Here is a 12,602-nt window from a genome sequence, read left to right on the forward strand (position 1 = left end):
ACGCCCTATGTAGTCAGTACGGTGCTGTCGGCAATTGGGGTGCCGGTGCGTTCAACAAACACTCAACGCCGTCGGGGTGGTAATCGATCCGGACCGTGCCGCCGAAATCGGTGCCGAGCACGCGTTCGATCAGGAAGCGGCCGAAGCCGCGCCTGGTAGGCGGGCTGACCGGCGGGCCGCCGCTTTCGCGCCAGCGCCAGGTCAGCCGCTTTTCGCCCGGTGCCTCGGCCGATGGCTGCAGCGACCATTCGATCGATACCTTGCCCTCAGGGGTCGACAGCGCGCCGTATTTCAGCGCGTTGGTTGCCAGTTCATTGACGGCGAGCGCCAGCGTCAGCGCCATCTTCGGGTTGATCGGCAGCGCCGGGCCGGAAATCGAAATCTGCTCGAGCGGGAAGGTGGCGATGGTGTTGTCGACCACCTCGCGGATCGAGGCGCTGGTCCAGCGTGTCTTGTTGAGGATGTCATGCGCGTTGGCGAGCGCCCGCAGACGCTCGTTGAAGGTGGCGCTCGCGGTGGCGATGTCGGTGTTGCGCAGCGTCTGCGAAGCGATGGCCGCGACCATCGCCAGGATGTTCTTGATGCGGTGCTCGAGCTCGTGGGTGAGCAGTTCCTGCCGCGCCTGTGCCTCGCGCCGGTCGGTGACATCCTGCATGACGCCGAACATCTTGACCGGCTTGCCGGTCTCGTCATGGACGAAGTCGATGTGGCGCGACAGCCAGCGCAACTCGCCGGTGTCGGGCCGCCGGATGCGGTATTCCACGGCGGGCACGGCGGTGCCTTGCGCACGCGTTTGCGGGTTGGAGCGGACGTCCTTGTCATCGGGAATGACGATGTTTTCCAGCACGGAGATGTGAACGCTGTCGCGCGGCGACAGGCCCCAGAGACCCCAAAAGCCTTCGGAGCCGACCACGATTCCCGTGGCGATGTCGAGTTCGAGGGCGGCAATGCCGGCCGCATTCTGCGACAGCTGCAAGCGGCGCTCGCTCTGCAGCAGGGCCTGTGCGACCTGCTTGTGGTCGTCGATATCTGTGTTGGTGCCGATCCAGCGCAGGATGGCGCCGTCGCTGTCGCGGATCGGAACCGCACGCGCGATGAACCAGCGGTAGATGCCGTCATGCCGGCGCAGGCGGAACTCGGTCTCGTAGAAGGTGCCGGCGGCCAGCACCTCTTGCCATTTTCCCACGGCCGCATCGATGTCGTCGGGGTGCACGATTGCACCCCATGCCTGGCCGTCGAGCGCGCCCGGCTTCGCACCCGAATAGTCGTAGACGCGCGGGTTGAACCAGTCGAGCAGCCCCTCCGGCGTCGCCGTCCAGACGTGGTTTGGCATCGCCTCGGCGAAGGTGCGGAACTGCATCTCGCTTTGGCGCAGCGCCTGTTCGGCGATCAACCGGTCGGTGACGTCGATGCCTTGCACGAAGATGCCGATCACCTCGCCTGAGGGATTGCGCACCGGCTGATAGACGAGGTCGATGAAGTGGTCTTCGGTCGCGGCACCGGGCGTGCGCTGCAGCTCGGCCTTCAAGGCGTAGCCGATGAACGCCTCGCCGGAGGTGAACACCTGATCGAGCAGTTCGAAGAAGCCTTGACCTTCGACCTCGGGCAAGGCCTGGCGGACGGGCAGGCCGATCACGTCGCGGTGGCCGACCAGTTGCATGTAGGCGGCATTGGTCAGTTCAAACACATGTTGAGGGCCCGACAGCATGGCCATGAAGCCGGGCGCCTGTTCGAACATCTGGCGCTGGCGATCGCGCTCGCTTGTGCGCCAGCGCTCGGCGGCGACCTTGGCGGTGGTTTCGATCACAATGGCGATCACGCCGGCCGGTTCACCGCTCTCGTCGAGCACCGGCGAATAGTCGAGATCGAGCCAGACCTGTTCCGGCTTGCCGGTGCGGTTGAGCGTCAGCACCTGCTCGCGGTAGGCGAGCGTTCCGCCGCCCAGGCACACCTTCATGATGTTGTCGTTGAAGTCGGCCACTTCAGGCCAGCCTTCGCGGACCTTGGAGCCGAGCAATTGCGGATGGCGGCCGCCGGCGAATTCCGAATAGCCGTCATTGTAGATCATGACGCCGTCCTGCCCCCACAGCATGACGATGGGCACATTCGAGCGCAGGATCAGCGACACCGCCGTCTTCAGGCTCTGCGGCCAGTCCTCGATCGGCCCGATCGAGGTCGAGGCCCAGTCGAACGTGGCGATCAGGCAGCCGAGCTCGCCGCCGCCCGACAGGAATGCAAGGTGACGGTTGTCTGCGGTCATGGTGCTGGTTTGCGGCATGGAGTCTCGCGGATCGGTCGGCATCTGTTCGGGAGTCGATTGGTGCTGGCTAACATGTCAGCCTTGGGTCGCGAGCGATTGATGTAGAACCGCCCGGCATCGCGGGCGTGACTGTGTGCGATGACAGATTGCCGTGTTGCCGGCTTGTTGACGATACGGTGACCAAGCATTGCTCCCCCGAGCGGCTCAACACCGGACAAGCCATTCGGTTCCCGGCGCCTGCCGATTTTCCTTCGGTGCAGTATCGTACTGAGACTGTGGAAGTCGGCTATTCGATCGAATTTCTTTGCAAACCGTTAATGCGGCCATGTTGTAAATCAGCGAGCGCTAATTAAGTGATCGACCAGGGGTGAGCATGACCAAGAATCTCGGCAATGCACGCTACGTGCCGCCAAAGGACACAACAACTTCCTTCTTCAGCAAGGCGGCACCGGCGTTGTTCCCGCTGGTCGTGGCGGCGCTGGGCTACATGATCGGACGGCAGTTCTTCGGTATCTAGGTGCGCTGAGGAATCTCTGCGCCGCGCGGCGGTGCAAGACGTTCAAGCCGGAGGGACAACATCCCCTCTGTCCTGCCGGACATCTCCCCTCAAAGGGGGGAGATTGGCTGTCGCACCTGCCTTCGCCAATCGCAAGCGTTGAGAAGAATTCGGCGGCGTTGCCGTTGCTAATCCCCCTCAACGGGGAGATGGCCGGCAGGCCAGATGGGGGTGCCGTCCCGCCAAAGTCCCGCAAGGTTCCGCACCGTACCGCCGCTTAAAGTCTCGGCGGCGCCTTGGAACTCCGCGACATCCCTTGGCTCCTTGCTACGTTGCGCTTACGGCGATGCCTTCACGGTGACCGGCGTGCCGATCGCCAGGGATGCGCTGGCGCTGCAGGCCGGCGTCGATCTCGCCATCGGCCAGGCAAGCCGGCTCGGCTTCACCTATGATGGCCAGTTCGCCTCGGGCGCCATGGGAACGCGTTCAAGGCAAGCTTCTCGACGCGGTTTTGAGGGTGAAAAGATATTGCCTCGGGTGGCGACAGGCGGCGCCGTTTGCTTGGCGGGAGACCGGCTATTCGTCTCGGAAGGCAGTTCAGCAAGATTCCCCTCCGGTTCTATTCCAGTGGAATTTTCCGCCGGCCAAGTCAAAGCGGCGATTTTACTATCTCAACTTGCGCGCCGCCTCTGGTTGTTGGATAGTGAGCCAACGAACTGGGGGGTTCGAATGAAAATCATGGATCGTCAGGAGCCTGCTGGCCCTGACTGCCAGGGCCATCGTCGTTTGCCTCGGTTGCAGCGCCTCATGTCGCCGTCCACATGCATTCGATCGGCCGGGCAGCACGCGCGCAGAACCTTTGTTGCCCTTTGCAGGATCAGGGATGAGTTGTGCCGGCCGGCACTGCGCCGGCTGGGGATTCAATGATGCGGTAAGCAGGAGCGGCGCGTAGCGGCGCGCCGTGATGAACAAGGCAGGAGTGGTACGCGGCGAAGGCTGTTGAGAGGAGGAGGACATGGGCAGGAACATCGTTGTCTTTGCCGACGGCACCGGCAACAGCGCGGCCAAGGCGTTCAAGACCAACGTGTGGCGCCTCTACCAGGCACTGGACCTGACCGGCGGCGACCAGCTTGCGGTGTTCAGCGACGGTGTAGGCACCTCACAGTTCAAGCCTTTCGAGATCATCGGCCTGGCGCTCGGCTTCGGCGTCAAGCGCCGCGTGCTGGCGCTCTACAAGTTTCTCTGTCTCAATTATGAGAAGGATGACAAAATCTTCGCCTTCGGCTTCAGCCGCGGCGCCTTCACCATCCGCGTGCTGGTCGGCATGATCGCCAGGGAAGGATTGGTCGACTTCAAGTCGGAAGAGGACCTCGACCGCAATGCGCGCGCCGCCTACCGGGCGTATCGGCCAAAGGCCTTTCCAGCACGGCGGCTGCCCTGGGTCGTGTTGGCGCGCTACGTCGCCGCGCAATGGTTTGCGCTATGGAACCAGATAACCGGGAGCCGCGACTACAACAAGGTCAAACCACGCACGCCCGATCCCCGGTCAGCCCATGATATCCGGATCGCCTTCGTCGGCGTCTGGGATACGGTCGCCGCCTACGGCCTGCCTGTCGATGAGTTGACCAGAGCGGTCGACAAATGGGTCTGGCCGATCACCTTCGAGAGGCCGGTCCTGCTTGAACCCGTTCAATGCGCAAGGCAGGCCTTCAGCATCGACGACGAACGGCGCACGTTTTTCCCGATCCCTTGGGAAGAGATGATCCCGGCAAAGAAAGCTGATGTCGAGGGCGGCGATGAGCCAGTGGCCGCCGGAGTTAAAAAAGTCCGCGATCCCCGCGTGAAGCAGGTCTGGTTCGCCGGCAGCCATTCCAATGTCGGCGGCGGCTATGCGGATGACAGGCTTGCTCACATTCCGCTGTGCTGGATGATCGGCGAGGCGGCCGAACAGGGCCTGAATTTCAAGAAAGAGGTCGTCGCCGACTATTGGGATTATGCCACGGAGGCCGGACGCATCTACGATTCCCGTTCCGGTTTCAACGTCTTCTACCGCTACCATCCGCGTGACGCCCAGGATCTGATGCGGGGCAAAGGGCGGAACAAGAGTCCGGGCGTTAAGCCGCTGGTCGATGCCAGCGTCATCGCTCGCATTGCAAAGGGCAGTGACGACTATGCTCCGATCTCGCTGCCGGAAGACTTCGATGTCCTGACGCCGCTCGGTTTCAAGGTGCCCTTGGCCACGCTGCTGGGCGGCGGGCCGGTGCCGACGGATCCTGATATCGTCGACAAACTGCCGCTTCCAGATGAGCGCCGGCGCGACCTTGCCGACATCAACACCAAATTCGATCGGGCGCTTGGGGCGTTTAGTCCGCAAAGCGCCAAGAGCCGCACGGAACGCTTTCAACTGATGGAGGATACGGTCTGGTGGCGGCGCGGGCTCTATTACGTGCTGCTGTCGATTGCCGTGCTGTTCGCGGCGTTTCCGCTGCTTGCCGGATATGTAACGCTCGATGCCACTGGCCAGCTGGAACAGGCCGCGGGCGGTCTCATCGGGCCGGTCATCGGTCTGATAAGCGGCTTCCTGCCCGGTATCGCCGCGCCTTGGGTGGATGCGGTGACAAAACATTCCGCGCCGGCCGCGATCCTCATCGTGGCGCTTGGCATCCTGCTGTGGGTCAACGGCGTCTTGCGCACACGCATAGACGACCGGGCGCGGTTGGCCTGGAATGTTGACAGGGGGCAAGGTGCAAGGGTGCCGCTGTCGGACAGAAACGATGCGCACAGGCGCAGTGCATTGATCGGCGCGGTCATCCTTGGCTTCTGTGCCCTGGCAGCAGGACGACCTTGGGAGCACCACTTCCTATTCGATTGGAAAAGCATTGCGGACACAGACTGGATAGCCTGGGTGGGCTTGGGTCTCGCCATTGCGTCGCTTGGCTGCCTGGCTACGTACCTCTTCCTGTGCGCGCGCGGGCCTCGTGCGGCGTCGACACCTGTTTCCCTGGTTTTCGCCCGCACCATTCGTAACAACCACGGCGCCCAGCAGCTCTACAAACTGCTCCGGGAGAAATGGCTTCCGGCGGCCTTTCTGGCTCTGTCCGCCTATCTTGTCGGGAGCGCTCTCAACAAGACGGCGTTCGAAGTTGCCGATTCAATGGGTGCTTTCTGCGAGGATCCCAAGCTTGAAAATTCAACGGGGGTTGAAAGGCTGAGGGCAACCCCCTCCGGGTTCAAGACGAACGAAATGTGCAATGACACCGGCAATTGGCTGCAGGAAGGGGTTCGCTATGAAGTCATTGTCACTATTGATCCCAAGGACCCCTGGATCGACGGAGTCAAAGACCCGGACAAAATCCGAGACAGGGGCTGTGCCGATACGCTGGGCGTCGCTGATGGCAGCTTCCGCCGCTACCTGACCACGCTGGCCAAGCGCTGGTGGGCCGAGCCTTACTTCAAGCCGATCGCGCGCGTCGGCCGGTTCGGCAATGATGAATACGCGCTCGATCCCGTCGGACCGACAACCCTCGGAAAATGTCTCAACATGAGGCTGACCGCCGAAATCAAGCCCAAGGCGTCGGGCGAACTCTATTTCTACGTCAATGATGCCGTGATCGCCCTGCCTGGCGTCTCCAACTTTTTCTATTGGCACGACAACCTCGGATCGGCGGAGGTGAGTGTCAAGAAGGTGAACGTCTTCCCTTGAGCCGGCTGGCCGTTATTGCGGCCCGCCGATCCAGTCGACCAGCAAGGCGGCGACGCCAAAGACTGCGCCGATGGCGCAGACATAAGGCCAGCCGCCCCAGGTCCAGGCAACACCGGCCAGCAATGAGCCGATGGCGCCGCCGATGAAGAAGATGCCGACGAACAGGCCGTTGAGGCGGCCGCGTGCCTCGGGCTGCAAGAGGTTGACGGCACGGCGGCCGAGCGTCTGGTCGCCGGTGACGCAGATGTCGAGCAGCACGGCGCTTAAGCCCATCAGCACCAGCGGCAGCCATGACGCTCCTGTGTGAAAGGAACCGGCCCAGGCGGTGAGCGCCATGGCGCCGATCAGCACGACATGGCAGAAGATGGTGACGGACCGTGTCCAGCCATGGTCGCCGGCGCGGCCGAACAATGGCGTGACCATGGCGCCACCGGCGCCGACCAGCGCGAACAGCGCGATGCCACGCTGGCCAAGGCTGAAAGGCGGCTCCGCGAGGCGCAAGGCCACCGCTGTCCAGAACAGGCTGAACGCCGCCATCACCATCGCCGCCGTCAGCGCGCGACGCCGCAGCACGGACTCGTCGCGCAGCAGGCCGAACAAGGAGGCGATCAGCGCGCCGTAAGACGATTTCGCCTCCGGCCGCCGCCGCGGCAAGGTGAAGCCGAGAACGCAGGCAAGCAGGATGAGGGTTGCGGCGCTGAGGCCGTAGAAGGCGCGCCAGCCCCAGGCGTCGGCGATAAAGCTGGCCAGAGGCCGGGCGAGCAGGATGCCGATCATCAGCCCGCTCATCACATCGCCAATGACGCGGCCGGCCTCACCGGGCGGCGCCATCGAGGCGGCGATCGGCACCAGGATCTGGATCGCCGAACAGGCAGCACCCAGGACGAACAGGACGATCAGCAGCGAGGCGATTGTGGGCGCGAAGGTCGCGACGCCAGCCGCAAGGGCGGCCGTCAGCAGCATGCGCAGGATCAAGGCGCGGTTTTCGGCAAGGTCGGCCATCGGCACCAGGAAGAACAGGCCGGCGGCATAGCCGAGCAGCGTGGCCATGGCGACCAGGCCGACGCTGGCAGTGCCGGCGCCGAGCGATGGGCCGATCAGCCCGACCAGCGTCTGCGGCGCGAACAGATTGGTGACGATGATGCCGGTGGAGGTAGCAAACAGCAGCGTCTGCGGGCCGGTGATGGTTGCAGCCGGCAGCCGCTCGCACAATTGACCGTCATTGGTATCGGGCATGGAATCCTCAAGATATCGCATATTGTGTGGTGACTTTATGCCAAACTTGTATCATGCTACAATTCAATCTATTCAATAATGATTATGCGAGGTACGCATGAACATCCATGATCTCGAAGCCTTCATCGCCGTGGTGGAAACCGGCTCGATCGTCGGCGCCTCGGCCAGGCTCAACCTGACCCAGCCGGGCGTCACGCGCCGCATCCAGAACCTTGAGGATGGGCTGGCGACGGCACTTCTCGATCGCCAGTCGAAGCCGCTGAAGCCGACCGCTTCGGGCCGCGAGGCCTATGAGCATGGCAGGCGCGTGCTGCGCTCGCTGGAGGATTTGAAGGCCGGCGTGTCGCCGCAAGGCGAGGTCAAGGGCGAATTCCGGCTCGGCATAATGCCCTATCTCTCCGACGCCGCACTGGCGCTGCCGCTCGACAGCCTGCGCGCCACCTTTCCGCAGCTGACGCTGCGCATCACCTCCGGCTGGTCGCCAAGGCTGGTCGAGCAGGTGGCGCGCAGCGAGCTCGACGCGGTGGCGGTGTGCCTTGCCGAAGGCCTGGCGCCGCCGGACGAACTGATCTGTGACGACCTCGGCGCGCAATCGGTGCTGCTGGTCGCGTCGCCCAGCCTCGGCGTGCCGAGGCAAGCTGATCTAGCCTCGCTGTCGCGCTTTGCCTGGGTGATGAACGAGAACGGCTGTGGGTTCCGCGCCTTCATCCGCCAGAGTTTCGAGGCGGCAAGGCTGCCCTTCCAGGTGGGCGTGGAGGCGCTCAGCGTCGACCTCAGAATGTCGCTGGTGGCGCGCGGCCATGGCATCGGCATCGTCACGCCGGGCGCCTTCGCCGACAGCCGCTGGCGCGACGCGGTGGAGGTGATCGACTGCCCCGATTTCAAGCCGCAAGTCCGCGCCTGGCTGCTGCACCGCCCGCCGGCCGGACGGCTTAGCCAGCCGATCGCGCTGTTTCGCGATGCGCTGATCGATGGGCTGAAGGTGCCGATGCCGCTGGTGTCGTGATTTTGGCGGCCCGGATGAACGAGCGGAGTTGGTACACAGTACAGTTCAGGCCAAGTCGGAAGGCCGTAAGCGACCGCCGCAGTTTTGCTTAATCAAATCAGGCGGTTGGCCGCTGTAATTCCCGTTACGAAAGTTAAATTTTAGGAAAACATCGGGAAAATTATCAGCTTATCCTGGAAATCGAAACGCATAGCGTCCAATGGTTCCTTGCTCGATTCATTCAACGTGATACCGAATCAATTCTTGACATCGGGCCATATCAAAGAGCTATGATGAATTTCGATCGCAATTCTTTGCGCGGAGGGAATCTGTACATGGATTTCATCGAGAGGTGGTTTGGTATTTCACCTGACGGCGGCGACGGATCGACCGAGACTCTCTATCTGCTTGCCGTTGTCGCAATATTGGCGCTCGTGTTCCACAAGCGCATCATACAGTTCGCGCGGGGCTTTTTCGCGCGGAAGTAGCCAGACAGGGTTCCAGCGGCGCCGGTTGTCGATCAGTCCAGGGCGCTGTTGCCGCGCGAATCCTATGTTAATCAGGTCCTCGCCTGCGTTAGCTTCAGAGGGGGAGTCGATGCGCGGATTAGTGGCAATCCTGCAAGCACTGTTCTCCGCCTGGATTCCGGCGCTGATCGAGATGGCTCAGCGTTTCTGCCGCCGCTGGCGGTTGGGTGGCGACCGCCGGGTCGACCAGAAAGGTTCCCGGGCGCATTGCGTGCCGATCGACCACCCTGCATTCTGCCGGCCCGACCCGCTGATCTACGACCAGTACTATCTGATCGGCCTTGGCCTCGCCGTCACCTGGGACAATCCCGACATCGAAGTGCTCAGGGGTGGCGTGCCCGTGCCCGCCGGCAAGTTGCAGGCGGACACCGACTACGAGGTGCGCGTCCGCGTCTGGAATGCCTCCATGGATGCCGTCGTCGTCAAGATGCCGGTTCACCTGTCCTATCTGTCGTTCGGCATGGGAACCGTATCGCATCCGATCGACACTAGGCCGGTCTCGGTCGGGGTGATCGGATCCGCCAGCCAGCCCGGGTTCGTCTCCTTCGACTGGCATACGCCTCAGGAAGCAGGCCACTATTGCCTGCAGGCTTTGCTCGATCCGGCCGACGATGCCAACTTCGCCAACAATCTCGGGCAGAAGAACACCGATGTCGGGCTGGCGCAGTCGCCGGCGACATTCCAGTTCGAACTGCGCAACGCGACCCGCCGGCCGCATCGGTATCGGTTCACCGTCGACGCTTACACCATTCCGCCGCTCAGCCCCTGCCGCGACGAGCGGCGACCGACCGAGGAGGCCGCCAAGGCGGAGCAAAAGCGGCGGCTTTCCGCGCATTTGCCGGCCGCGCATCCGCTGCCGCCGGGCTGGACGATGGCGATTTCGCCTGACCAGCCGTCGCTGACACCGGGCGAACAGGTGACGATCACGGCGATCGCCACGCCGCCGGCCGGCTGGACCGGCCGGCAAGCTCTCAATCTGAATGCGTTCGACGAGGGTGATCACGTCAGCGGCGGCGTCACCCTGACCGTCATAAGCAGCGTGGAGGCGTGATGGCCACCGACGACAAATCCTGGACCAAATGTACGACCGCGGACAAGGTCATCTCGGTCAACCAGTATATCAGCGCGGCGATCACCAGCGGTATATTCGCGGCCGTGATGGTCGTGGTGGTGGTCGCCATGGGCGAGCCATGGTGCCTGCCGATCGCCCTGGTGGTGACCGGGATCGTCTGGATCCTCGCCTATTGCGACTGGTGGCTTAACAACCGGCTGGTGTGTCTCGGCGACCAGAGCCCGGTTAGCATCGTCGGCATGGTCATCAGCATCGAGCCCCCTTCGGAAAAGACCTGGCCCGGAAGCCTGGACTCCGACTACAGCCTAAACCTCTTGCTGCCGCACAACTCGGTGGGCGTCAGCCAGGCCGATGCGGACGCCAGCGCTCCGTTCGGCTACCTCATGGCCGAAACCACCACCACCTCCTCGAAAGGGTTGCTGTTCACCGGCAACCAGGCGGTGGACAAGACGACCGGGGTAAAGTCCGAGGCACTGCATGTGGAATTCGAGGGCGCGTCGATCCACGACCTGCAGACTGTCAACATCCTCGCGCTGATCGCGGCGCTGGCGGCACTGGCGATATGCATGTCGGGCGTCGGCGTGGTCGTTGCCTACATCCTGGCATTTCTGGCCTTGCTTGCGGCGCTGTTTGGCGCGGCTTTCAGCAGTTCGGACACGGCCAGTCCGAGCGACGCCGGACTGCCCAGCATCGAAACCAACAAGGGCGATGGAACCGGAGCGACGATCCTGGGCGTGACCGGCCGCTGGGTTTATGATGCTGGCCATATCCACGACAGTTTCAATGAAGCCCACAACGAACTGCATCCTGTCCAGCAGGCGCAGATTCTGGGAGGGCCGTGGGACGGCGACTGGCCTCCCGATATCGATGGGATCATTCGCGGCTATCAGGACGGCTACGCGCAATCCCAGGATCCGCTCACCAAGGAGCAGCAGGCCAAGCCCGGTTCCCGGTGGTCGGTTCACCCTTATATCGACGGCTGCGACGACGCGGTCTGGCGTCCTCCGCACTAGGACGTCAGGAAGACGAATTCGGGTCGAAATATCGATGACGATGCCGTCCGGGTGGCGAACGGTCATATTGCGGCCGATGGGCTGAAGGTGCCGATGCCGCTGGTGTCGTGATTGGTGGTGTCGGCCAGACTGCAGCATGGCCGTAAAAATGCCGCGCCTTCAGTTCGATGAAAACGCCTTGTGCGCTGGCGTGGGATCGCTGAGATTGCCGCGGGGTTTTGGAGCGGCATATGCGGACGGCGGCAGGGCAGGACTTTCTCGAATTTTGCGCGGCGACAAGCGACGTCAGCAAGGTCATCGAGCGCTTCATCGCGGCGATCGGGGTTTTCGGCTTCACGGCCAGTGCCGGCGGTGCCTGGGCGGGCGCCGGCGGCTCGCGGTCCTATCGCTTCTATTTCAACGATTGGCCAAAGGACTGGTTCGAGTCCTACATGGCGAACGGGTACATGGAGATCGACCCCATGATCCTTGAGGCGCGCCGTCGCATGATGCCGTTTCTGTGGACCGAAATGGGGGATGCACGAACGTTTACGGTCGAAGGTGCGGCGGTCACCGCAGGCGCCATAGAATATGGCTGGGCCGAGGTCATGGCCATACCGATCCATGGCCCTTCCAGCTACCAGGGGCTGGTCTCGGTCGCCGCCTTGAAGCCGGTGACGATGAATGCGGTGGAGAGAGCCACCATACGCTCCATGGCGCTCGCGGTGCACGACAAGGCCTATGAAGCGGTGGGGTTCGGTTTCAGCAACCGCGCGCCGATCCTGCTGACGCCCCGGGAAGCGGATTGCATGCGTTGGGTCGCGGCGGGCAAGACCGATGCGGAAATCGCCATCATCCTGGGCATCTCGCCGGCGACGGTCCATTACCATATCGAGAATGTGAAAAAGAAGGCCGGCACGCGCAGCCGCAGCGAAGCCGTGGCGCTGCTGGTGCTGGCCGGAGCCGTCTAGGCGCTCAAGCCTTTGTTATGATTTGTTCCTGATGCGCGGCGAGCGGCCGTGACCGCGCTGGCGCGCGCCACGCATCCCTCTCCGCTTTTCAGCTAGGATGCGCCCGCATTCGAACTGCCTTAGTCATTCCCACATCAGCACATGAATCGCAGGGATGCCTGCGTTGGCGGGAAGCGGGGCGGTCGTCGATGGACGAAAGCAGGACTGTTTTTGTCTGTCGCAATGCGGCGGCGGGCGGCTGGCCATGGGTGCCGGCTGGGCCGCGAGCCGCCGACATCTCCAGCGATATCAGCACCCGGGCCATGCTCCAGGAGCCGTGCGTAACCAAACCTGCACTGGGGGAGCCAGTGTTTTTGTCGG

10 protein-coding genes are annotated in these 12,602 nt (G+C 63.1%); 8 read left to right on the forward strand and 2 right to left on the reverse strand.

What is annotated here, in order from left to right:
* Positions 1-13: 13 nt before the first annotated feature.
* Positions 14-2,278, reverse strand: a complete 2,265-nt coding sequence (locus A3A9_RS41790; RefSeq protein WP_210163694.1) for a PAS domain S-box protein — start codon at positions 2,276-2,278, stop codon at positions 14-16.
* A gap of 355 nt (positions 2,279-2,633) precedes the next feature.
* Here A3A9_RS41790 and A3A9_RS45205 point away from each other — a divergent pair, with 355 nt between their 5' ends.
* The 3 genes from A3A9_RS45205 (at position 2,634) to A3A9_RS0116395 (ending at position 6,459) form a co-directional block, all read left to right on the forward strand.
* Positions 2,634-2,777 (forward strand): hypothetical protein, encoded by a 144-nt coding sequence (locus A3A9_RS45205; protein WP_082222117.1) that lies wholly within the window; start codon positions 2,634-2,636, stop codon positions 2,775-2,777.
* Positions 2,778-3,113: 336 nt separating this feature from the next.
* Positions 3,114-3,683 carry a hypothetical protein gene (locus A3A9_RS44005; protein ID WP_152536113.1) on the forward strand — a complete coding sequence of 190 codons (570 nt, stop codon included), beginning with the start codon at positions 3,114-3,116 and terminating at the stop codon, positions 3,681-3,683.
* A gap of 88 nt (positions 3,684-3,771) precedes the next feature.
* Positions 3,772-6,459: a DUF2235 domain-containing protein gene (locus A3A9_RS0116395; protein ID WP_027059750.1), complete on the forward strand. Its 2,688-nt coding sequence runs from the start codon at positions 3,772-3,774 to the stop codon at positions 6,457-6,459.
* 12 nt (positions 6,460-6,471) lie between these two features.
* Here A3A9_RS0116395 and A3A9_RS0116400 read toward each other — a convergent pair whose 3' ends face one another.
* Positions 6,472-7,695, reverse strand: a complete 1,224-nt coding sequence (locus tag A3A9_RS0116400; protein ID WP_027059751.1) for an MFS transporter — start codon at positions 7,693-7,695, stop codon at positions 6,472-6,474.
* 97 nt (positions 7,696-7,792) lie between these two features.
* Between A3A9_RS0116400 and A3A9_RS0116405 the strand changes: the two genes are divergently transcribed.
* The 5 genes from A3A9_RS0116405 to A3A9_RS0116425 all read left to right on the forward strand — a co-directional run bounded on the left by A3A9_RS0116405 (position 7,793) and on the right by A3A9_RS0116425 (position 12,242).
* A complete protein-coding gene (locus tag A3A9_RS0116405; RefSeq protein ID WP_027059752.1) occupies positions 7,793-8,701 on the forward strand; it encodes a LysR family transcriptional regulator in 909 nt (302 codons plus the stop codon).
* Positions 8,702-9,015: 314 nt separating this feature from the next.
* On the forward strand, positions 9,016-9,168 hold the full coding sequence (locus tag A3A9_RS44830) for a hypothetical protein (protein WP_161634505.1): 153 nt from the start codon (positions 9,016-9,018) through the stop codon (positions 9,166-9,168).
* Positions 9,169-9,277: 109 nt separating this feature from the next.
* Positions 9,278-10,258, forward strand: coding sequence for a hypothetical protein (locus A3A9_RS0116415; protein WP_152536114.1), 981 nt, complete (start codon positions 9,278-9,280; stop codon positions 10,256-10,258).
* Positions 10,258-11,292, forward strand: a complete 1,035-nt coding sequence (locus A3A9_RS0116420; RefSeq protein WP_027059755.1) for a hypothetical protein — start codon at positions 10,258-10,260, stop codon at positions 11,290-11,292. Before A3A9_RS0116415 ends, A3A9_RS0116420 begins: the two co-directional genes overlap by 1 nt.
* A 230-nt stretch (positions 11,293-11,522) precedes the next feature.
* Complete coding sequence (locus A3A9_RS0116425) at positions 11,523-12,242, forward strand: helix-turn-helix transcriptional regulator (protein WP_027059756.1); 720 nt, start codon at positions 11,523-11,525, stop codon at positions 12,240-12,242.
* Positions 12,243-12,602 lie beyond the last annotated feature (360 nt).

It is taken from the genome of Mesorhizobium loti CJ3sym, from assembly GCF_000472785.1.
GTDB classification, from domain to species: domain Bacteria; phylum Pseudomonadota; class Alphaproteobacteria; order Rhizobiales; family Rhizobiaceae; genus Mesorhizobium; species Mesorhizobium loti_E.

Coding starts and splice junctions, on each gene's coding strand:
- A3A9_RS41790 (WP_210163694.1), bottom strand. CDS start 2,278: ATGCCGCAAACCAGCACCATGACCGCAGACAACCGTCACCTTGCATTC.
- A3A9_RS45205 (WP_082222117.1), top strand. CDS start 2,634: ATGACCAAGAATCTCGGCAATGCACGCTACGTGCCGCCAAAGGACACA.
- A3A9_RS0116395 (WP_027059750.1), top strand. CDS start 3,772: ATGGGCAGGAACATCGTTGTCTTTGCCGACGGCACCGGCAACAGCGCG.
- A3A9_RS0116400 (WP_027059751.1), bottom strand. CDS start 7,695: ATGCCCGATACCAATGACGGTCAATTGTGCGAGCGGCTGCCGGCTGCA.
- A3A9_RS0116405 (WP_027059752.1), top strand. CDS start 7,793: ATGAACATCCATGATCTCGAAGCCTTCATCGCCGTGGTGGAAACCGGC.
- A3A9_RS44830 (WP_161634505.1), top strand. CDS start 9,016: ATGGATTTCATCGAGAGGTGGTTTGGTATTTCACCTGACGGCGGCGAC.
- A3A9_RS0116415 (WP_152536114.1), top strand. CDS start 9,278: ATGCGCGGATTAGTGGCAATCCTGCAAGCACTGTTCTCCGCCTGGATT.
- A3A9_RS0116420 (WP_027059755.1), top strand. CDS start 10,258: ATGGCCACCGACGACAAATCCTGGACCAAATGTACGACCGCGGACAAG.
- A3A9_RS0116425 (WP_027059756.1), top strand. CDS start 11,523: ATGCGGACGGCGGCAGGGCAGGACTTTCTCGAATTTTGCGCGGCGACA.